At 68.4% G+C, this 20,115-nt stretch carries 18 protein-coding genes; 5 read left to right on the top strand and 13 right to left on the bottom strand.

Annotated elements, in window-relative coordinates; all coding sequences use genetic code 11:
- Window positions 1-12: 12 nt before the first annotated feature.
- The 5 genes from GVY39_RS20005 to GVY39_RS19985 form a co-directional block, all read right to left on the bottom strand.
- On the bottom strand, window positions 13-1,284 hold the full coding sequence (locus GVY39_RS20005) for a cytochrome P450 (protein WP_159926756.1): 1,272 nt from the start codon (window positions 1,282-1,284) through the stop codon (window positions 13-15).
- Window positions 1,281-1,886 (bottom strand): ATP/GTP-binding protein, encoded by a 606-nt coding sequence (locus tag GVY39_RS20000; protein ID WP_159926754.1) that lies wholly within the window; start codon window positions 1,884-1,886, stop codon window positions 1,281-1,283. The genes GVY39_RS20005 and GVY39_RS20000 overlap by 4 nt, the downstream gene beginning before the upstream one ends.
- The gene (locus tag GVY39_RS19995) at window positions 1,861-2,211 is read right to left on the bottom strand and encodes a DUF742 domain-containing protein (protein WP_159926752.1); all 351 of its coding nucleotides are present in this window, start codon (window positions 2,209-2,211) and stop codon (window positions 1,861-1,863) included. Before GVY39_RS19995 ends, GVY39_RS20000 begins: the two co-directional genes overlap by 26 nt.
- A 73-nt stretch (window positions 2,212-2,284) precedes the next feature.
- A complete protein-coding gene (locus GVY39_RS19990) occupies window positions 2,285-2,710 on the bottom strand; it encodes a roadblock/LC7 domain-containing protein (RefSeq protein WP_159926750.1) in 426 nt (141 codons plus the stop codon).
- Entirely contained in the window at window positions 2,710-4,080 is a 1,371-nt protein-coding gene (locus tag GVY39_RS19985; protein WP_159926748.1) for a sensor histidine kinase, read from the bottom strand. The genes GVY39_RS19990 and GVY39_RS19985 overlap by 1 nt, the downstream gene beginning before the upstream one ends.
- Window positions 4,081-4,698: 618 nt before the next feature.
- Between GVY39_RS19985 and GVY39_RS19980 the strand changes: the two genes are divergently transcribed.
- Entirely contained in the window at window positions 4,699-5,130 is a 432-nt protein-coding gene (locus GVY39_RS19980; RefSeq protein WP_159926746.1) for an SRPBCC family protein, read from the top strand.
- A 9-nt stretch (window positions 5,131-5,139) separates the two neighbouring features.
- Here the strand turns inward: GVY39_RS19980 and GVY39_RS19975 are convergent, their stop codons facing one another.
- Complete coding sequence (locus tag GVY39_RS19975) at window positions 5,140-5,856, bottom strand: SDR family NAD(P)-dependent oxidoreductase (RefSeq protein WP_159926744.1); 717 nt, start codon at window positions 5,854-5,856, stop codon at window positions 5,140-5,142.
- Window positions 5,857-5,940: 84 nt separating this feature from the next.
- Here GVY39_RS19975 and GVY39_RS19970 point away from each other — a divergent pair, with 84 nt between their 5' ends.
- A complete protein-coding gene (locus tag GVY39_RS19970; RefSeq protein ID WP_159926742.1) occupies window positions 5,941-6,495 on the top strand; it encodes a TetR/AcrR family transcriptional regulator in 555 nt (184 codons plus the stop codon).
- An 84-nt stretch (window positions 6,496-6,579) separates the two neighbouring features.
- On the opposite strand, the gene GVY39_RS19965 is transcribed toward GVY39_RS19970, so the two are convergent.
- On the bottom strand, window positions 6,580-8,118 hold the full coding sequence (locus GVY39_RS19965; RefSeq protein ID WP_159926740.1) for a DHA2 family efflux MFS transporter permease subunit: 1,539 nt from the start codon (window positions 8,116-8,118) through the stop codon (window positions 6,580-6,582).
- A complete protein-coding gene (dapA, locus tag GVY39_RS19960) occupies window positions 8,115-9,050 on the bottom strand; it encodes a 4-hydroxy-tetrahydrodipicolinate synthase (protein WP_159926738.1) in 936 nt (311 codons plus the stop codon). Before dapA ends, GVY39_RS19965 begins: the two co-directional genes overlap by 4 nt.
- Before the next feature lie 71 nt (window positions 9,051-9,121).
- Between dapA and GVY39_RS19955 the strand changes: the two genes are divergently transcribed.
- Complete coding sequence (locus GVY39_RS19955) at window positions 9,122-10,000, top strand: LysR family transcriptional regulator (protein ID WP_159926736.1); 879 nt, start codon at window positions 9,122-9,124, stop codon at window positions 9,998-10,000.
- A 5-nt stretch (window positions 10,001-10,005) separates the two neighbouring features.
- Here the strand turns inward: GVY39_RS19955 and GVY39_RS19950 are convergent, their stop codons facing one another.
- Window positions 10,006-10,662, bottom strand: coding sequence for an EthD domain-containing protein (locus GVY39_RS19950; RefSeq protein WP_159926734.1), 657 nt, complete (start codon window positions 10,660-10,662; stop codon window positions 10,006-10,008).
- 114 nt (window positions 10,663-10,776) lie between these two features.
- On the opposite strand from GVY39_RS19950, the gene GVY39_RS19945 reads away from it, so the two are divergent.
- Window positions 10,777-12,252, top strand: a complete 1,476-nt coding sequence (locus GVY39_RS19945; protein WP_201295276.1) for an MFS transporter — start codon at window positions 10,777-10,779, stop codon at window positions 12,250-12,252.
- On the opposite strand, the gene GVY39_RS19940 is transcribed toward GVY39_RS19945, so the two are convergent.
- On the bottom strand, window positions 12,231-14,990 hold the full coding sequence (locus tag GVY39_RS19940) for a hypothetical protein (RefSeq protein ID WP_159926732.1): 2,760 nt from the start codon (window positions 14,988-14,990) through the stop codon (window positions 12,231-12,233). The two genes, GVY39_RS19945 and GVY39_RS19940, sit on opposite strands and share 22 nt — an antisense overlap.
- Window positions 14,991-15,486: 496 nt before the next feature.
- Window positions 15,487-15,648 (bottom strand): hypothetical protein, encoded by a 162-nt coding sequence (locus GVY39_RS19935; RefSeq protein ID WP_159926730.1) that lies wholly within the window; start codon window positions 15,646-15,648, stop codon window positions 15,487-15,489.
- Between the two features lie 897 nt (window positions 15,649-16,545).
- Here GVY39_RS19935 and GVY39_RS19930 point away from each other — a divergent pair.
- Window positions 16,546-17,622 carry a hypothetical protein gene (locus GVY39_RS19930; protein ID WP_159926728.1) on the top strand — a complete coding sequence of 359 codons (1,077 nt, stop codon included), beginning with the start codon at window positions 16,546-16,548 and terminating at the stop codon, window positions 17,620-17,622.
- Between the two features lie 31 nt (window positions 17,623-17,653).
- Here the strand turns inward: GVY39_RS19930 and GVY39_RS19925 are convergent, their stop codons facing one another.
- Window positions 17,654-18,340 carry a PAS and ANTAR domain-containing protein gene (locus GVY39_RS19925; RefSeq protein ID WP_159926726.1) on the bottom strand — a complete coding sequence of 229 codons (687 nt, stop codon included), beginning with the start codon at window positions 18,338-18,340 and terminating at the stop codon, window positions 17,654-17,656.
- Between the two features lie 379 nt (window positions 18,341-18,719).
- Window positions 18,720-19,724 carry a glycosyltransferase gene (locus GVY39_RS19920; RefSeq protein ID WP_159926724.1) on the bottom strand — a complete coding sequence of 335 codons (1,005 nt, stop codon included), beginning with the start codon at window positions 19,722-19,724 and terminating at the stop codon, window positions 18,720-18,722.
- Between the last annotated feature and the right edge of the window lie 391 nt (window positions 19,725-20,115).

The following is a 20,115-nucleotide window of genomic DNA, read 5'->3' as shown; positions in this document are numbered from 1 at the left end:
CGGACGCTCTCCTTACACCAGGTTCAACGGAGGGGACTTGGGGAAGACGACCGGCAGGGCCGCCAACGCCCGGTGGAAAGGGCCGGGACGCCAGACCACTTCGTCCGCGGGTATGGCCAGCCGCATTTCGGGGAGAGCGTCGAGGAGCTGGTCGATGGCTTCTTGGACGACCACGGACGCCACCGACTTCGCGGGGCAGGCGTGCGGTCCGACCGCCCACGCCAGATGCGAGCGGTTGCCTGCGCGGTCACCGCCGCGGATGGCCGGGTCGTTGTTGCAGGCGGCGAGACTCACCAGCACCGGCTGGTGCGCGGGCAACCAGGTGTTGTCGACCAGGATGGGTTGCCGCGGATAGGTGATGCAGAAGTTCGCCATCGGCGGGTCGTTGAACAGCACCTCGTCCAGCGCGTCGCGCGTCGACAGGCTGCCGCCCAGAACGTCACCGCCGAAACGGTCGTCGGTGAGCATCAACAGCAGCGTGTTGGTGATCAGGTTCTGCTGTGGCTCGATCCCCGCACCGTAGAGGCTGATCAGGTTCGAGAGCATTTCCTCGTCGTCGAGCTTGGCCGGGTGATGGGCCAACCGGGACGTGACGTCGTCGCCGGGCTCCGCGCGGCGCTGGTGGATCAGCTCCATCAATGCCTCGGAGAGCATCTGCATGCCCTTGGCCGCCTCGACGGTGTCGAACAGCATGGCCATACCGGTCGCGACCCGCTGCCCCAGTTCGGTGGAGCAGCCGACGATCCGGTTGAGCACCTCGAAGACGAGCGGGAACGCGTACTGCGTCACCAGATCGGCGGAGCCCTTCGCGCAGAAGGTGTTGATCAGCGGAATGGCGATACGCTCGACCATCGAGTGCACCTCGTGCAGGTCGATGGCGTCGATGCTGGCGGTGTAAGCGCCCCGGTAGCGGGCATGCGCGGCGCCGCTGTTGCGGAGGGCGTTCGGGTACCACTCCATCATCGGCCGGATGGGCGAGTCCTCGGGAATGTTCTTCTGCCAGATGCGGGGATCGGCGGGAAAGTGCTCAGGATCGTTCAGGATCCGCAGGGCTTCCTGGTATCCGATCACCAGGGTGGCGGGGACTCCGGGCGACAATTCGATCGGGACCAGCGAACCGTGGCGCCTGCGCATCTCCCGGTAGACCCCGTGCGGGTCGGCCGCGAATCCCTCCGCGTACAGCGGGATCCGGGGGCCGTCGGTGTCGATCGGCGATCCGTGCGCGACCGGGCAGGCGCCACTGGATAGGTGCGCGGGGTAGGTCGAGGACTGCGGCGTGGTCAAATGCGCGACTCCAAACGGTGGAACAAGAATTCGACTAGCGTGATCAGTGAGCGCAGGCAAGTGCCCCGGTCACGCGCGTCCAGCGTCGTCAGCGGTGTGCCGGGTTCCAGATCGAGGGCATCGCGCACCTCGTCGAGCGGGTAGGGGCGCGCTCCTTCGAACTGGTTGACTGCCACCGAATACGGGACGCCGCGCTCCTCGAGCACCGACAGCACCTCGTCGGACTTCTCGATGCGACGGGTGTCGACAAGCACGAGCGCGCCGAGCGCACCGCGAGCCAGCTCCTCCCACAAAGGGACGAAACGCTGCTGCCCCGGCGTGCCGAACAGGTAGAGGGCGAGTTTGGGACTGAGCGTGATGCGGCCGAAGTCCATCGCGACCGTGGTCTGCGACTTGCCGGGCAGCCCGGCCATATCGTCCACGCCGACGCTGGCCTCGGTGATGGTCTCCTCGGTGCGCAGCGGCTTGATCTCCGAGACGCTGCTCACGAACGTGGTCTTGCCGACACCGAAGTTGCCGGCCACCAGCAGTTTCACCGAGCGGGTCACGGTCTCCGGCACGTAGTCGACGGCGCGATCAGACGGCGAGAGCACGGAGCCCATTGAGTACCTCCTCCAGCAGAGCGATCTCCGGCAGGGACTCGGCCGGGGTGGGGGTGACCAGGTGCCCGCCGTCCATCAGATCGGACGTGACGATCTTGACGACGGACGGCGGCAGGTCGAGGTACGCCGCGATCTCGGCGATCGACAGCGCACCCCGACGGCTGCACAGGGCCATGACCCGGCGCGCATCGGGCGACGCGCCGGGGAGTGGATCTTTGGCGGTCAGGACCAAAGTGACCAGGTCCAGCTCGCGAGTGGGACGCGTACGCCCTCCGGTGCGCACATAAGCCCGGACGAGGTCCGGGTCGCGCCGCGGCTTGCTCATGACGGCACCTCGCGCTTGCTCGGCTCCGTGATGCCCAGCGGCGCAGTACCTTTGACTCGCTCGCTGCGCTCGATCATGGCATTTCGCTGCCGTCTACGCGCCTGCGCGGCTGGCTGCCGAGCTCGCGCCCGACCCGGCCTGCGAGCTCGTTCATCCGGTGTGCGACGAGGCCCACATCGATGTCGTTGGTGGTCGCGACGCCCAGTAGCGCGCCCTCCCCCGCCGCGGTGATGAGGATCATGCCCTGGTCGTACTCGGTCATGTTCTGCCGCACGCCGTTGGTGGAGTCGCCGCAGAACTCACCGAGCGCCTTGCCGAGTGAGCGCAGGCCGGAGGCCGCCGCGGAGAAGCGTTCCGCCTCGTCGCGAGCGATCCCCGCGGAGTGCGCGATCCGCAGGCCGTCGTCGGACAGCAACACCGCGAACCGCACACCCGGGATACTGAGATCTTCGAGTAGCCAGCCCAGTTTGTTGCTGCTGTCGGTCACGGGTGTGGCCATCAGGATGTCATCCCTTCCGTGTCATCAGATGCGGCGGCGCGGCCGCTCTTGGAGCCGGTATGCCAAGCTGCGGCGACCTCGGGGCGAGCCAGCCCCGGTTCGGTGCGCGGCCCCACCGGGGCTAGCGCGACCGTCCTGCGTCGCCGCTTGGGTAACCCCCCGCTGGTGATCTCGCTCACCGTCAGCGAATGCTCGTCGTCGCCGGGCTGCTCGCTCGGCGCGGCGGGCGCGGGAACCGTTGCCGGCTCCGGTTTTGCCTCGGTCACGGGCGCGACCTCCTGGACGTTCTGCGGTGTGACCAGCAGCGACTCCGGGATGTAGACCATCGCGCGCATGCCGCCGTAGACGTTCGGGCCATCGATGTAGACGGTGAAACCGTAGCGGCGGGCCAGCGCGGCGATACCCGGGAAGCCGACCTTCGGCGAAGGGCCGAGCTGGTGGATGTCGACGGGCCGCTCGTGCGCGAGCACTTGGCGAGCCTCCTCCATCTGCTCGGCGTTCATCCGCACGCCCGCGTCATCGATGATGACGGTGTCGCCGTGATGGCCCTCCTGGAAGTTGACGTCCACGTAGGAAGTCGGCGGGGAGTACCGCAACGCGTTGTCCAGCAGGGTCGCCAGCGTGTGCACGAGCGGTTCCACCGCGCGGCTGATCACGACGCGGTCGAGCTGGTTGGGTCGCACCCGCAGGTATTCGCGGACGCGGCCGATGGCGCCGCCGACCACGTCGGTCAGCGTCTGAGCGGGCCAGCGACGGCCGGGCAGGCCACCGCAGACGATCACGTAGGACTGCGCCTGGCGGATCATCTGCTGCACGGTGTGGTCGATACGGGTGAGCGTTTCGTACACCTGGTCGTCGCGATGCTCACGCAGCGCGGCGCTCACCACCTGGCTGACGTCCGCGCCGAGGCTGACCACGGAGGTGCCGAAGGAACGGACGGCGGCGCTGGTCGCCTGGCGCGACGCCGAGGCCACCTCGTTGCGCGCGGCCTCTTCGGCGGCCTTGATCGCCTGCTGCGCTTCGTTGTTGGTCAGGTCCCTGGTCTCCGAGCGGATGAGGCTCAGATCGTCGGCGTACCGCTCGGAGATCCACCGCAGGATCTGCGCGAGCCGCGAATTCTCCATGCCCGCCTGGACTTCGACCGGGGGAACCTGCGACTCGAACCGGCGGATCGATTCGGCCACCGCGGGTAGCGTGGTGGCGGCGAACCGCTCGAGCGTGTCCTCTGTCGCGCGCTGTTCCCTGGTCAGGGCCTCGACCTTGGCTCGCTGAGCCTTGGCATACTGCACTGCGTACAACGCCCCCGCTACGGCGATCACCAAAGCGGCGGCGAGGATCCATGAAAGCACCACGGCGATATCTTGATTCATCAGTTCTTTCGTCGTTGACTGGTCTCGAGGAATCGGCCCACTGCCATCCTGCTTCGCTCGCCTTCCCTCGCCTGCCGACCATGAACGGACCGGTCGGTGGGGTCCGCGTCGGAGTACCGGAAACCCCGCGGCGGCACCGGCACTCGCCGAGAGTGCCTACCGCACAGTGCCCGCAGGACAGGCGATTACATGTCAATCGCCGACCGCCCGGATCGTATCCGAACGGTAACCAGAACCCGACCATTCGCACATTAGCAGCATTCCGGAGAAGTCTCTGCCGATCCCACCGACACTTTCGGTTTCCCGGAGCTGGGACGATACGTGCCGCCGATCGCGACATTGCTGCGCAATACTGTTGGGCTGCCATACAAGCCGTACCCCGTTTGCGCTGCATACGGAACCGCAGGTCAGGTGGACTTCGGCGGAGGCGGGCCACCGCTGTCGACGGCGGCGGCTCCCGGCGGCCGGAACCGCCCAGTGGAATGGACGCTCACTGACACATCAACAAAAGTATTGCCGGGCTCTGGAATTCGACTACGAAGGGTTGTGTTCACCTCGGGGCCGAGCGTCCGCGCCCTCACAACGGGGCGGACCAGCGGTACCGGATACCATGCGCCCATGGCAAAGCTGAAGGTCTCGGTCGACGTCCCGATCTCGCCGGAGGAGGCCTGGGCGCACACCTCCGACCTCGCCGAACTCGACAAATGGCTGACCATGCACGAAGCCTGGCGCGGCGAGGTGCCCACCGAGCTGACCGTCGGCACCCAACTGGTCGGCATCGCCTCGGTGAAGGGGCTGCGCAATCGGGTCACCTGGACGGTTCGGGCCGCCGAGCCGCCGAGCCGCCTGCATCTGACCGGCGCGGGCAAGGGCGGCACCAAGCTGGGCCTGCAACTGCTCGTCGCCCCGAAGGGCTCGGGCTCGGAGGTCACCGTCGACATCGAACTCGGCGGCGCGCCGCTGTTCGGCCCGATCGGCGCCGGGGTGGCCCGGGCGGTCAAGGGCGATATCGAACGCTCCCTCGACCGCTTCATCGCACTTTACGGCTGACCCCGGCCGTCATCCGCCCAAGGCATCGAAGACTTCTTCGGCCCGGTCGCGGGTGCGATACATCTGCCACGCCGTCTCGGCCAGCTCGTCCGGATCGAGGGTGTGACCTTCCGGGCTGCCGAAACGCGCCGGGTCGGCCGTGACCATGGTGTGGATGTCGCCGCGTTCGACGAGTCCGCCGATGGTGAGGGTGCCCACGTAGACGTTGCGTCCCGTCAGCGCCGCGTTGAGGGTGAGGGCGTAGTTGCGCAGCGCGGCGGTCGCGAGGGCGAGGTGGCCGAGCATGGGCATGGGGCGGACGCTGGACAAGCCGCCGGCGAAGAACAGAGCGCCGTTCCCGCGATCGAGCATGCCGGGCAGCATTTCAGCCACCACGTCCACCGCGGGCCACACCCACTCGAAGGCCGTTCGCGCCGTGGCGGAATCGATGTCGGTGATCGGCACGGGCTGCTGCGTCGGCCCCGGCCCGTAGTAGACCGATCCGATCGGACCTTCGCGGCGGATGTCGCCGAGTACCGCGGCGAGCCGCGAGCGGTCGGTGACATCGGCGACGTGGGCGGTGGCGTCGATGCCGCGCGCCGCCAGGTCCGCGAGGTATCCGGCGTGCCGCGCATCGCTGCGCGAGATCAGCGCCACGCGGAACCCTTCCCGGCCGAAGCGGCGGGCCATCGACATCCCGAGGCCGGGGCCGACGCCGACGATCACCGCTGTTCCATGGTCCGACATGTTCTCTCCTTAATCTGAGGCCCCCCTCGATTTCTCACCGTAGCATGAAATCGAGGGCGCCCTCAGATTTTGTAGGATGGCAGCGTGACCAAACCGCTGCGCCGGGACGCCGCCCGCAACCGGGAGAAGTTGTTGCGGGAGGCGGCCGACGTTTTCACCGAGCAGGGCCTCGAGGGTTCCCTGGAGGAGATCGCGCGGCGCGCGGGCGTCAGCATCGGGACGCTGTACAACCATTTCCCGACCCGCGACACCCTGATCGAGGCCCTCCTGCCGCCGCGACTGGCGGCGGTGGACGAGATCGCCGCCCGCGCTGCGGCCGAGCCGGACGCGTGGACGGCGTTCACCGGGTTCGTCGAAGACCTGCTCGGCAGGCTGACCGGCGATCGCGGGCTGCTCGAGGCGTTCACCGGAGACCATCCCGCGGCCGCTCGGCTGGCGGAGGCGTGCCATCGCGGAATGTCGCATCTGTCGACGGTTCTCGCACGCGTCCGGGAAGCAGGCGAGCTGCGCGCCGACGCGACCGACGAAGACGTCGTCAACTTGTTGTGGGCGCTGTCGCTGCTCGGGGAGACCACAGGCTCGCCGTCGTGGCGACGCGCTGCGGAGATCGTGTTCGACGGCCTCCGAAGCCGACGGTGAACACGCTCGGCGGTCCGGCTATGCCCGCTCGATGCCATGGTCCCGGGATCGCCTGGCAGAAGGGCGATCCCGGGACACCTACAGCTACGCGTGGACCACGGTCACCGCGTCGGCCGCCTCCGGGTTCTTCGGCTTGGTGCGCGGCAGGAAGAACGCCGGGACCAAGGTCAGCACGATCAACACCAGCGCCACCACATAGGTCTGGCTGAACGCATGCGCGGCCTGCTGCAGGCCGGTTTCCACTGTGCCCGGCGGAAGCTGGCTCGCCAGCGCCGGATCGAAGTTCGCCGCGATCGCCGGACGGGCGAGCGGCTCGTTGTTCAGCAGGTTCGTCAGCACCACCGACATGGTGGCCGTGCCGATGGAGCCCGCGGTCTGGTTGACGATGTTCATCAGGGTCGACCCCCGGGCCACCTGCTGGTGGGTCAGCGTCTGGATCGCCGCGGTCATGATCGGCATCATCGTGCAGCCCATGCCGAGGCCCATGACGAACAGGGCGCCGATCATGGGGAGATACGAGCTGTCCGCGTCGAGCTGGACGAAGTAGGCCGTCCCGATCGAGATCAGCGCGATACCGATGAGCACGATCTTGCCGGGGCCGATCTTGTCCACGAAACGGCCCGCGACCGGCATGCTGAGCATCGCGCCGATGCCCTGCGGCGCGAGCAGCAGACCCGCCTGCAGCGCCGACTCACCGCGCACCTGCTGCAAGTAGGTCGGCAGCAGCAGGCCCGCCCCGAAGAACGCGACGGCGAACAGCACCATCGTGAGCACCGCGAAGGTGAGCGCGCGGTTGCCGAACAGGTGCAAATCGATCAGCGGGTGCTCGGTGCGCAGCGCGTGGAACACGAACGCCGTCATCAGCAGCACGCCGATAGCGGCCGGGATCAGCACTTTCCCCGCGATCACCGTCCCCTCCTCCGGGATGGAGGAGACGCCGAACAGGAACAGCGCGAGGCCGGGCGAGGCCAGCAGCATGCCGATGAAGTCGAACGACTCCGACGGCTCCGGCTTGTCACCCGGCAGCACGACGACCGCGAGCACCAGGGCGACCACGCCGATCGGCAGGTTGATCAGGAAGATCCAGTGCCAGCTGAAGTTCTCGATCAGCCAACCGCCCAGGATCGGGCCGCCGATCGGGCCGAGCAGCATCGGCACGCCGAGTACCGCCATCACCCGGCCGACCCGATGCGGGCCCGAGGCGTGGGTCATGATCGTCATGCCCAGCGGCATCAGCATGCCGCCGCCGAGACCCTGGATCACGCGGAACGCGATCAGCGACTCGATGTTCCACGCCGTGCTGCACAGCAGCGAGCCGAGCACGAAGAAGACGAGGGCCATGATGTAGAGCCGCTTGGTGCCGAAGCGGTCGGCCGCCCACCCGGTCAGCGGGATCACGGTGGCCAGCGCGAGTGTGTAGCCGGTCATCGTCCACGCCGCGATGGCGTAGCTGGTGTCGAACTCCCGCTGGAAGGTCGGGATCGCGACGCTGACGACGGTGATGTCGAGAATCGACATGATCGCGCCGAGCACGACGACGCCCGCGATCTTGAAGACGGCCGCGTCGAGTTTGTCGGTCGTCGGGTCGGGCCCAGCCGCCTGGGTATCCGGAGGTTGTGTCACCGCTTGAGCGTGGCATCTCCGGGGCCACAACACCAGTCGATGGCGGTTCCTTGTGCCGAGAATTCGGCGAGCGCGGTCAACGCGGCCCGCGTCGCGCCCTCGCTCGCAGGTAGCAGAGGCAATCGGACCGCAGGGCTCGGTATGCGACCCTGCGCCGCGAGCACCGCTTTGATCACCGCGGGATTGGGTTCGGCGAACAGCGCGGCCGACAGCGTCGCGAGCCGGTGGCCCAGCGATCGAGCCGCGTCGAGCGGACCGGTGCGCCACGCGCCGACCAGCGCGGCGAACGACGAGGTGTGCACGGCTGCCGAAGCCGCGATCGCGCCGTCCGCGCCGAGGGCCAGCATCGGTGCGGCGAACAGGTCGTCACCGGCCAGCACCGCGAAGTCCGCGGGCCGGGCGCTCATGAACGCAATGGTGACGTCATCGATGGCCCCGACCGCGTGCTTCACCCCGATGACCCCGGGTATTTCGGCGAGCGCGAGCAAGGTGTCGAACCCGAGGGACAGGCCGGTCCGGTACGGGATGTGGTAGACGACCAGCGGCACGGGACCGGCTGCGGCGAGTTCGCGAAAATGCGCGAGCACCCCCGCCTCGGACGGACGCGTGTAGTACGGGACCACGGTGAGCGCCGCGGTGCAGTGGGGGTCGAGGCCGGCGAGCGCTTCGACGGAAGCCGCCGTCGAGTTCGATCCCACTCCCACGATCAGCGGCGCGTCGCGTTCCCGGCAGACGCGCCCGCAGACGGCGACCACCTGCGCGCGTTCCGCGGCCGTCAGGGTCGCGGGTTCACCGGTGGTGCCGAGCGCGACTATGCCGGTCGCGCCGTCGTCGAGGACCTCGCGGGCGAGCCGCTCCAGCGCGTCGGCGGCCAGCGCGCCGTCGGCGGAGAACGGCGTGACCAAGGGGACGAAGAGACCTGCGAGCGTCATAGGGACAAGCCTGAACGGACCGAACCATCAGATCCAGTTCACATTTCTGTCGCAGACCATAAGGTGAACTGATGCTTGATGTCCGCAAGCTGAGCTTGCTGCGCGAACTGGCGCGTCGCGAAACCATCGCCGCGGTCGCGGAAGCCCTCGCTTACACCCCCTCGGCGGTCTCCCAGCAACTCACCGCGCTGGAACGGGAGGCCGGTGTGCCGTTGCTGGCGCGAACCGGGCGGCGCGTCCGGCTCACCCCGGCGGCCGTGGTTCTCGTCCAGCACACCGAGCGAATCCTCGCGGTGCTCGAGCAGGCCACCGCCGATCTGGCCGCGACTCGCGCCGAACTGACCGGGACGCTGCGCATCGGCGCGTTCCCCACCGCCGTGCGGACCATCCTCTCTCCCGCGCTCGTCACGCTGAGCAGCGCGCATCCCAGACTGGAACTGCGGGTCACCGAACTGGATCCGGCGCTGGCGCCCGACGCGCTGCGTGCGGGGACACTGGATGTCGCGCTGATCCAGGAGTACGACTACGTGCCGGTTTCCGCCGATCCGGCCCTGCACAGCGAGCCGCTGTTCGAGGAGATCGTCTACCTCGCGGCACGTTCCACCGACTCGCTGTCGGCGCACCGTGAAAGCCCCTGGATCGCGAGCACTCCCGGCACGCTGTGCCACACGATGACCGTACGCGCCTGCGAAGCGGCCGGCTTCACACCCAGGATCCGGCACCACGCCGACGACTTCGGCACGGTCCTCGCGCTCGTGGCCGCGAGTCAGGGCGTCGCCTTGGTGCCGGAATTCGGCACCCGGGAATGTCCCGCGGGCGTCGTACTCGGCGCCCTGCCGACGCGACGGCGCACGCATCTGGCCTATCGCCGCGGCGCGGGCGATCATCCCGCGGTGCGCGCCGCACTAGCGGCGCTGCGCGAATCGGCGGGACGCTCCCCCGGCCGCTGAACCACTCAGCGCAACCGGTATCGACTGGTGGGCACCACATCCAGGTTCCGGTCGCCGCCGAAAGTCGCGACGCTGGCCATCAGGCGGTCGACTCGGCGGGCCAGCTCCGCCGCGTCGCCGCCGCTGCCATAGAAGGCGTGCGGATCGGTGAGGGCCTCGATCGGGAACAGCTCCTCCACGATCCCGGCGATCTCCGGCGCACCGGCCGTGGCGGGCCCCGTCACCAGATTCTGCACGTAGCCGAACGTCGCCTGGGTCTCGATGGCGATCGCGGTGTGATGGTTACGCCAGCGATCCAGCCATTCGGTGTGTGACAGGTCATCCGGTTCGCGCAGGAAAGCGATGTTCGACAATCCCGGCGCCCGCTCGTGTAATGCGGTGACCGGCGGCGGAATCGGCGTCGCCTCCTCGACGTGCCAGCCGGCTACCCGCTCCGCCACGGCGCCGAGCGCCCGCTCGGCCGCCTCCGGCTGCGGTGTTCCCGCCCACCAGACGCTGACGACGGCCTGCACCGGCGCGTCGAACGTCGTGATCCGCAGCATCGCCATCTCGACCGCCGCGTCCGAGATGTTCGCCTGCACCGCGCCTGCACCGGACAGGCGAGACACCGGATCGGCGGTCAGCAGGTCGCCAACGCCCCACAGCGCATAGATCGTCTTCATCGGCGGGCCACTTTCTAGAACATGTTTCAGTCGCTGTGCGAGCCTAGCCGACCACGGCGGTTGGTCGCGGCGGCTCGGGGTAAACGAACCTCAGTCTTCTGAAGGTGGTGATCCGTGCGGACCATATCAACCGACATCCCCGCCCGGCTGGACCGCTTGACGTGGTCGAAGTGGCACTGGATGGTCGTGATCGGGCTGGGATCGGTCTGGATCCTCGACGGGCTCGAGGTGACCGTCGTCGGCAGTGTGGCCAGTAGATTGTCGGAACCGGACAGTGGCCTGAACATCACGGCCGCACAGGTTTCCGGCCTCGCCGCGGCCCTGTACGTCGCGGGCGCCGGCTCCGGCGCGCTCTTCTTCGGTTGGCTGACCGACCGATTCGGCCGGAAGAAGCTGTTCCTGATCACCCTCGCGGTGTACCTTTTCGCGACCGCGATGACAGCCCTGTCGTTCTCGATGTGGTGGTTCGTCTTCTTCCGCTTCCTCACCGGTTTCGGCATCGGCGGCGAATACGCGGCGATCAATTCCGCCGTCGACGAGTTGATCCCGAAGAAATACCGCGGACGCATCGACATCGTCATCAACGGCACCTACTGGCTCGGTGCCGTCGGCGGCGCGTTGCTGTCCATCATCGCGCTCAACACCGATCTGTTCCCGCCGAATGTGGGCTGGCGGTTGACCTTCGCGCTCGGCGCCGTGTTCGGTCTGGTCATCCTGCTGGTGCGCAGGCATGTCCCGGAGAGCCCCCGCTGGATGTTCATCCACGGACGCGAGGACCGAGCCGAACAAACCGTCGCCGCGATCGAGGAGGAGGTCCGGGCCGACACCGGCACGGCGCTCGCGGATGTCTCCGATCAACAGATCCGGATCAAGCAGCGGCGCACCATCTCCTTCCGGGAGATCGCGGCAGTGATGGTGCGGCACTATCCACGGCGCAGTGTCCTCGGGTTGTCGCTGTTCATCGGGCAGGCATTCCTCTACAACGCCATCACGTTCAACTACGCGCTCATCCTGTCCAGATCGTTCGGCATTCCGGACGATCGGGTCGGCTACTACTTCGCGGTCCTCTGTTTCGGCAACTTCCTCGGTCCGCTGCTGCTGGGCAAGCTGTTCGACACGATCGGGCGCAAGCCGATGATCGCGGGCAGCTACCTCGGATCGGCGGTGCTGTTGCTGGGCACCGCATGGCTTTTCGCGGGCGGCCACCTGACCGCGACGACCCTCACCGCCTGCTGGACCGCCGTGCTGTTCGTCGCCTCGTGCGGCGCCAGCGCCGCCTACTTGACCGTCAGCGAGATCTTCCCGATGGAGACTCGCGCCATGGCCATCGCCTTCTTCTATGCGATCGGGACCGTCGCGGGCGGCGTCGCGGGACCGTTGGTGTTCGCCGAATTGTCCTCCGACGGAGACCTCGGGAAGACCGCCTTGGCGTTCACCATCGGCGCGCTCGCCATGTTCGCGGCGGGTTTGGTCGAACTGGCCTACGGCGTACGGGCGGAAGGGCGGTCGCTCGAGGAGCTGGCCGAGCCGCTGAGCGCTATGCGGGAGCCGGACGCGGCGCAGGCCGCTCAGCCGCCGCCGAGGGGGTAGGGACGACACCGCGCCGTGTCCTCGGCGCTCGCCCGGCCGCAGCCGTAGATCATCACGGGTTCGGCGTTGGTCGAGGGATCCCAGATCTGCTCCACGCTGAGCATGCCCACCCACTTGTCGTGCGCCACCCGGCCGGCGTGGGCGCCCTGACTGACCGAGAAGTCCAGCACGCCACTGCTGGACTCGATCACCGGATGCCGGGGCAGGTCACGCAGGGCGGCCCACACCGCGGCCGCGCTGATCGGGATCGGCTCGGTCCAGACCCCGGACACGGCCGGGGCCAGTGCTTGTACTGCCCGTACGAACAACCCGACCGCGTCGTAGGCCAACGCGACCCGCTCCCCCAGCGGATGCAGCTGGACACGCTCGCCTAGCGGCTTGTCCGCCTCGGCGCAGGCGTTCCAGCTCGGGATGTCCGGGTCCACGGTGGTGGCGAGGTGGTAGAACTCGACCCGGCTGCGGAATCCCTGGCCTTTGTTCCGGCAGGTCACCAGGCTCGCTTTGGCCACGTAGACCAGCGGGCGCGCACTGTTGGCCGCCCTGCGCCGGTCCACGCTGGCCATGAACCGGTTGACCGAGTCGTCCGCGATCAGCATCACCCGCTGGTCGCCGCACGCTTTGTTGAGGCTCTGCAGGAAGTCGGGGAACTCCGAATCCCGGCCCGCGAAGAACAGCACCTCGTCGCATGCGTCGGTGTTGTCCGACCCGGTGAAGGCATCACGCTGGTCCCAGGAGCCGTCCCAGATCGCCCGGCCGTCGGCCGCGAGGATGTGCAGGTCCGCAGCCATGTTCTCGGTGTAGAGATCGGTCGGGTCGGGCCGATGGTAGATCCGGACGCCGCGCCCGGCCAGCCCGGGAAGGGAGTTCAGGTACTGCTTGATCATGTCGGCGATCGCGTGGTTCGGCGGGGCGATCTGGAAGTACAGCGGCGAGGACAGCACCATCTCGTCGGCCGACAAACTGGGCGCCACCATCGGAATGCCGAGGCCGGTCAGCGAGTTGATCATCCCCAGCGTCGCGATCCGGCTCTGATCGAGCCCGATCGCGCCGACGATGCTCGGCTCCGCCTCGATGAGCGGCGTCAGCAGCTCGACGACTTGGAGACCCTGCAGATTGGCCGGACCGGTATTCGCGAGCAGCAGCCGGATCAGCGGGACCGTGTCGGGCGTGACGGCGTCGGACAACGCGACCGATTCGAGCGCGTTGTACTGAGCCAGCGCCAAGCCCTCGATGTCCTCGCTCTGCGCGGGGTAATCGCCCGGAACGCCGGTCAACTGACCGAAATAGACGAGGGTGAACAGCGGCCGCGCCGGCTGCTGTTCGGCCAGCCGCTCGGCCAGCAGGTTCTGCTTGTACACCCGCCGCTGTGCTTCCACCAGGCGGCGACTGCCCGGTTCGTCGCGCGCGAACAGGAAGCCCCGCCCGCCGGAGTCGGGATCGTCCGGGTCGTATGCGCTGAAACCGACGCAGTTGCCGTCCGTACCGGGGACGACGCGCACCCACTCGACGGCCGTTCCGGTGGCGCACACGGGTTCCCCCGCGTGCCACGGCCGCCAGGTCGCGAACCCGCCCGCCGCCACCGCCAGCACCGCCACCAGGAACACCACGCTCGCCGACAACGCCCGTCGTGCCCACCACGGCGGCGCCGGGACCTCGATCCGGCGGAACGGGTCCGCCTCGTCGTCGTCGGAGCCGGTCGCGGGCACGGCGAACCACAACTGCCAGGCCCGCGGGCGCTGCCGCTGCCGCGCGACGGGCAACTCCTCCACCCAGATCTCGTACAACCGCCGCACCCGGTATGCGGGTCGCGCGGTGACGCCCGACGGCGCTGTCCGCGTGCCTGCCACCACCAGCAGCGGGTCGTCCTTGCCGGTCTCGTTGCGGATGTCGTTGATCAGATCCAGCAGCCGTGGACCGGCTTCGCCGTCGAGAGCGCGCAGGATCACGACCGGATAGGTGGTGCGCCGTGCGGCGCCGATGCTCCACCATCGACGGCGGTAGGCGACCCGCAGGTCTTCGAGAAAGGCATGCACCAGCAGCTTGGCCAGATGCTCGGCGTGCTCTTGGCGGCGGGCGCCCTCGGTGAGACGGTGGGCGAATCCGACGAACTGGCTGGACTGTTCCGGCGCGAGATACTGCTGGCGCATGAACCACCGGAACTCACGTCCCACGCCGGGAATCCGCCCGCCCGTGCGCGCCCGGAACACCGCCGTGGGCAGAACGATACGCAAAACGCCCAACAGGATTCGTTGTACCGTGCCCACCGTGGCCTGGGCTTCGCCCAGCAATTCCTCGCCCCAACGGCCGAAGTCCTTGCGCAACAGCGACGCCAGTTCGTCGAGTTCGTTGTCGGAACTCAGTTTGCGCGCCATCAACCATTCGGCCAACCGGTAGCGCCGGAAAGGCAATGGGCGCAGACGCCCGAAGCGGTCCGCCGACAACCCCTTGCACATGTTGTAGAGCAGTTGCCGCAAAACGGTCAGGCCCGGCGTGGTGTCCTCGACCAGCGAGCTGCCCTCCGGCAAGGGGTCGAGGACGTCCACGTCTACGGCCACGTGCACCGCGCCGCCGAGTGCCGAGCCGAACATGTCCAGGCATGCCTCGACATTGGTGAGGTCACCACAGAGACCCACCATCGGCAGCATCCGCTCCCCGCGCGGCGGTCGCCGCACCAACCAGCGCAGCAGGTCTTCGAGCACATCGACTCCTCGGAAGGAGACAGCTCTGGTGCCGGACATGACGCCCCCGTGTCCTCGGCCGATTCTGACCACCCATTGAAGCAGACGCCAAACCTGTTGGGGCTCCGAGACACGAGCGCCGACGGTTCGGCGGGAAGGCAGTAGGCAACCACGTGGACGGCACACCGAACGAGCCCCGCAATTCGCGAGACTCGTTCGGGGCGGGCGTCTTCGACGATTCGGCGGAACTCGACCGAACCTTCCATTTCGAACGGCTCGAAGATGTATGTCGCAGAGGCGCTCAGCGAATTTTGTGGCCCTCGTGCTGTCGTGCGCATGCCACGACAAGCGATTTACGTCACCGGCACGTCGGCGCGGCGTTTCCGGCCCTGCGGCGCAAACACTTTCACGGGCGGTATTCGGACTACGGCGCTATAGAGCAGCGCACAGCCCGCAAATACGCGCCGATGCCGCGGCCGCCGATGCCGGCCCGCACACGGCGTTCGTCGCGTACCCTCCGCACGTCGCGAAAGGTGGACGAACCCGCCGGTTCGGGTCAGTTGTGCCGCGGGTCCGCGGCGGAGGTGTGTGGCCGGGTGATCCGGCGATGGGCCATGACTTCGGCCCACCAGCCGCTGAGCGGGCTCGGGTCGGGCCATACGATCCGATCTCGTTCTTCGTCGTCCGCGGCGACGGGCGCTTCGGGCTTCTCGATCACGATGACGTTCCTCTGCGCTGGTGCACGTAGTCGTACACATTCTTGCGGAGAGCCCTCGTGTTCGTGCGCCGCCGGTAATCAGCGACAGAGCGCTTCGAATCGGCTGAACGTCGAGCAGCGCGGGTTCCTCGCCCCGTTTATCGGACGACCGCGCTGTCGATCCGATACCTCCACATTTACCACAGCCCACCTGAAACAAACCGATCTTTTCGGTTTACGATCCGGACACCAAGCGGTTGCTTGGGTGATTGCGGCCCGCTGAACAGTAAAAACGGACATTAGAACAGCTTTATTACACGAAACCGAAAAAGAGCAGGACGCCGAAAATCGCTCACCGCGCCGGGCTCGAGGCGCCCGCCCTCCGACCGCGTTGAACTCCTCGATCCCCGGCTTCGTGGCGGCCGACCGCCCTCCTCGCGGTCGGCCGCGTTCGGATCGGCGAAGTTCGCCGGCGCCCGCGGCCTGCGGCGCCGGCCCCACCTTTCGCAGGTGGCCGCTCCTCAATGGCCGAACGATTGCCGAACCGGGCAGCGTCGCGGGGCCAACTCTCGCGGATTGATCCCGAGTGGTGACCACCCATCGGCGAGCGGCGCTCATCAACCATCCCCCGAACCTCACCCACCGGCGCTCCGAGCCGATGGAAAGTTGGCCGAAACCACTTCGCGCACAACGAAACAGCAGAATGATCACGATTCCGTACACCGTGCCCGCAGATCCGGGTGCCCTGATTCGGCACGACACGCCGGGGTACTCACCCACTGTGGTTCGCCGAATCGAAGCCTTCGGGACACACGACGAAGTCACTCGAGCGCGAATTTCCCGGGCCGAGCGAACGCTAGACGTTTGCCGAAGCTCCCGAGCGAGAGCGTCCATGGCCAGGGAAACCAGGTGATACCGATGGCGGACCTCCGGCGGATACTCTCGAAGCACGGCCCCTTCGCATCGGTCTGTTTCGACACTTCCCACGACACCGAGGGCGCGGGCGGTCCGTCCGAGCTGCATTGGCGCTCGATCGACGCCGAGCTGGACCGCAGCGGGGCCCGGCCACGGATCCGGCGGCTGCTGGCCCAGGCGATCACCCTGCACCCAGCGGCGCGAGGGCGCTACGGCAGGCTGCTCATCGCCGACGAGACCGAGGTGCTCGCCGACGAACGCTTGCCTTGGCCACCGGACACCGAGACCGTCCGGGTTTCGCCCCTTCCCTACCTGCTACCCCTCATCGAGATGCAGGCCGAGAAGGTCCCGCATGTCGTCGCACTCGTGGACCGGGTGGGCTCGGAACTCTATTCGCTCGACGGTCATGGCAGCGAACTGGAGGAATCCCTCCGGTGCCTGGACCAGCCGGTGCCCGAGCTCCGGCGCGACGACCGGTCTCGTCGTACGATTCGCCACCGCGTCGAGGACACCGCGCATCGCGACATTCGCCAGTTCGCGCATGAACTGGACCGGCTGGCCGACACCGTGCACGCGGAAGTGGTCGTGCTCGCCGGAGAAGCTCGGGCTCGCGCGCAGCTGCGCGCGGCGTTCGACGCGAAGGGCCGGGACGTCATCGAGGCCCGATCCGGCACGCTGACACCGGCTTCGGACCCGAAGGCCCTCGACGCGGAGGTTCGCGACATCCTGCACCGCGTGGTGGCGCAGCGACGCCGTCGGGTGCTCGAGCGCTTCACCGCCGAGATCGAGCGCCCGGACGGCCTGGCGGTGGCCGGGCTGGCCGCGACCACGACCGCGTTGCGCGCCGCCACCGTGGAGCGACTACTGCTGGACCGCACGGCGCTGGGCGACCGCTTGGTGCTCGCCGGTGCCGCGCCGAACTTCGTGATCGGCTCGGCCACGAACGGCTCGACCGGTGAGATGCGCCGCGCCGACGAAGCCCTGCCGGTGGCCGCGTTGGCCATCGGGGCCGAGATCACGCTGGTCGACGCCGTGGCCGGCCTGCGCGACGGGGTCGGCGCCGTGCTGCGCGGCCACTAGGCCGGAATCGCGTCGTGCCGACGATCCGACATCACGACTTCGGGACGCGCTCGTGCAGAGTCAGCAGCATGTGGTCGAAGGCGGTCTGCACCGATGGCGGAGCCGGGGGCAAGTCGTCGATCTCGGCGATGAGCTGGGCGGCCAAGTCGCGCAACTTGACGTTGGTCTCCTGCGAACGCCACTGCAAGACGTGGAAGGCCTGGTCGGCGTTGATCCGGTAGATCCGCATCAGCACCCCCTTGGCCTGCTCGATCAGTGCGCGTGCCTCGAACAGTTTCGGCAGGGTGCCGTCGAGGAGATCCTGCCGCTCCTCGGCGATCGTGGCCGTCAGGTCCACGTAGTAACCCGCGGTGCCGACTACGGTGCCGTCCTTGTCGGTCATCGTGTCGCCCAGCACGATGACGTGGTGCGGCGCACCGGCGGTGTCGATGATGCGGTGGCGGCTGCAGAACGGTTCGGCGTTGCGAACCGACTTCTCGATCGCCTCGGCGACGTGATCCCGGTCCTCGGGGTGTTTGTGCGCGAGCAGCAACTCCGTCGTCGGCGTCACCGTGTCGGGCGCGTAGCCGTGCATCGCGGCGACTTCGTCCGACCACTCCCACCGCTGATCGGCGAACCAGAACCGGAAGCTTCCCGTCGTCTGGGGCGTCCCCGCCCCGACCACCCGGGCTACCGCTCCTTCAGCCGTGTCCACGATTCGGTCGCCCGATTCGTTCATCGCGTCAGTATGCTCCTACCTGCAGCGTCTCACCGTGAATCCCGCCGATCGAAGCGCAACGTCCCGACCGCTCACCTCCCGAGGTGACAACATCATCTTATTCTGCGGTGGACGCGGTTCACGCCGAGTAACACCAGAACTCGGCTATTGCCCGAGCGGGGTCTCCGCACCCGGATCGCGGCACCGACGACGACAGTGGCGACCGGCCCCTCGCATCGGTACGCGGCGCGCCGGATGCCCGCGCACGTGCTGCCGGGTAACTCATGACGACCCCGACGTGGTGGTCGGGCCGGAGTCGGGAGTCCCGCGCCGAGCCGCACCATGCGCCGTACGCCCGGCCGCGATGGTGATGGCGGCGGTTCTCACGACGCGGCGGTTCTCACGACGCGGAACAAAGGCCGCGTGCGTCGATCTCGTTGACAGCCGCCGCGGCTCGTGCCGCCGCACCCCGGGTATGCCACCACCGCCAGCGATCCGTATCCAGCGCCCGCGCCCGCTCCACGAGCGCGGGCCAGCCGTCGAGGTCCGGCCGGCGGTCGAGGGTGAGCGCCATGCCCGCGGCGGCCAGAGCGCGACCGGTCGCGTGCTGCTCACCGAACGGGCGCTCCGCCGGGATCAGGATGGCCGGTTTGCCCGCGGCGGCGATGTCGGCGACAGCGCTCTGACCGGCGTGCGAGACGATCACGTCGGCCTCGCACAGCTGCGGCCACGGGTCGTCGACCCAGTCACCCGATCCGAGAGTGCGCCACCGGTATCGGCGGTGGCGCTGCGCGCACGCGCGAACCATCGCTGCGGTGAACGGTGCGCCACCTGCTCCCGCCAGTACCAGGACCACAGGGCGCTCGTCCCCGCGGACCGACCGGGCCGGCACGCGCTCGGCGAAGCGGGTGATGCCGCCGACGTAGTGGGTCTTGTCGGCATACGGGTGCAGCCACGACGGGTCGTAGAGCCCGCGCGGCCACGCCGCGATCAATCGTTCGGCGATGCGGTGCAGCATCTGATGTGCCGGGTCCGTCCGGGTACCCGGCAGCGCCATCGCCACGACCGGCACACCGTGCAACCTGGCCAGCAGCGCGACCTCCACCGACACGTCCACCACCAGGGCGTCGGGGCGGGTGTCGGCGATCCAGGCGGCGACCGCCGCCATCCGATCGGCGAGGCCGGGATCACGGCGTGGCACCCAGTGCAGCATCCCGCCCGCGGTCGGGTCGTCGGCTCCCGCGGCCCGGTCGCCTGCGGGCAACTCCACCGTGTCGTCGAAGCCTTGGTGGCTTGCCGGCGACAACGAGGACAGCGCGACGACCGGTTGATCGATGTGCGCGCGAATACACTGCGCTCGCAGCAGGTGCCCGCAGCCGTGGTGATGGATGTAGTAGCCGATCATGCCGCCCCCGGATTCGCCGACGGTGACCGCGCGCCGATCAGCGCGCGGAAGCGGCGGGGGTCGAGCCTGACAACCATGGCATCGGGCCTTCCGGGACTGAGGGCTGACGTGTGCCGGTTCTACCCAGGCAAATGTCTAGCAAACATTCATGAGTGCCGACGCGGCATGGAAGGCACGAGGTCGACCGCCCAGCATCGGCGGACCTGGGCACAGGCCCGCGAACCAGCCGAGATGCGCGGGCGTGGCCACCGCGACACCTCCGCTCGAGCCGCCACGAGAGTGAGCCTTCACCCGAGGGCGGATAGGCTTACGGACGTGGCGGGGGCGGGGGGGTGTGGCCCCGCCCACCCGCGGGGGACGGTATTCATGGTGGGGCCGGGCCCCCAGCGGC

It is taken from the genome of Nocardia sp. CY15, assembly GCF_009829295.1.
In the GTDB taxonomy this organism is placed as follows: domain Bacteria; phylum Actinomycetota; class Actinomycetes; order Mycobacteriales; family Mycobacteriaceae; genus Nocardia; species Nocardia sputi.
Note: the sequence above shows the minus strand (reverse complement) of the source record. Positions and strands in the feature narration are given on the sequence as shown.

What these genes read in the sequence shown, in the direction of transcription:
- GVY39_RS19985 (WP_159926748.1), bottom strand. Translation starts at nt 4,080, where the DNA reads ATGAATCAAGATATCGCCGTGGTGCTTTCATGGATCCTCGCCGCCGCT.
- GVY39_RS20000 (WP_159926754.1), bottom strand. Translation starts at nt 1,886, where the DNA reads ATGGGCTCCGTGCTCTCGCCGTCTGATCGCGCCGTCGACTACGTGCCG.
- GVY39_RS19955 (WP_159926736.1), top strand. Translation starts at nt 9,122, where the DNA reads ATGCTTGATGTCCGCAAGCTGAGCTTGCTGCGCGAACTGGCGCGTCGC.
- GVY39_RS19995 (WP_159926752.1), bottom strand. Translation starts at nt 2,211, where the DNA reads ATGAGCAAGCCGCGGCGCGACCCGGACCTCGTCCGGGCTTATGTGCGC.
- GVY39_RS19925 (WP_159926726.1), bottom strand. Translation starts at nt 18,340, where the DNA reads ATGAACGAATCGGGCGACCGAATCGTGGACACGGCTGAAGGAGCGGTA.
- GVY39_RS19950 (WP_159926734.1), bottom strand. Translation starts at nt 10,662, where the DNA reads ATGAAGACGATCTATGCGCTGTGGGGCGTTGGCGACCTGCTGACCGCC.
- GVY39_RS19940 (WP_159926732.1), bottom strand. Translation starts at nt 14,990, where the DNA reads ATGTCCGGCACCAGAGCTGTCTCCTTCCGAGGAGTCGATGTGCTCGAA.
- GVY39_RS19920 (WP_159926724.1), bottom strand. Translation starts at nt 19,724, where the DNA reads ATGATCGGCTACTACATCCATCACCACGGCTGCGGGCACCTGCTGCGA.
- dapA (WP_159926738.1), bottom strand. Translation starts at nt 9,050, where the DNA reads ATGACGCTCGCAGGTCTCTTCGTCCCCTTGGTCACGCCGTTCTCCGCC.
- GVY39_RS19930 (WP_159926728.1), top strand. Translation starts at nt 16,546, where the DNA reads ATGGCGGACCTCCGGCGGATACTCTCGAAGCACGGCCCCTTCGCATCG.
- GVY39_RS19990 (WP_159926750.1), bottom strand. Translation starts at nt 2,710, where the DNA reads ATGGCCACACCCGTGACCGACAGCAGCAACAAACTGGGCTGGCTACTC.
- GVY39_RS19975 (WP_159926744.1), bottom strand. Translation starts at nt 5,856, where the DNA reads ATGTCGGACCATGGAACAGCGGTGATCGTCGGCGTCGGCCCCGGCCTC.
- GVY39_RS19980 (WP_159926746.1), top strand. Translation starts at nt 4,699, where the DNA reads ATGGCAAAGCTGAAGGTCTCGGTCGACGTCCCGATCTCGCCGGAGGAG.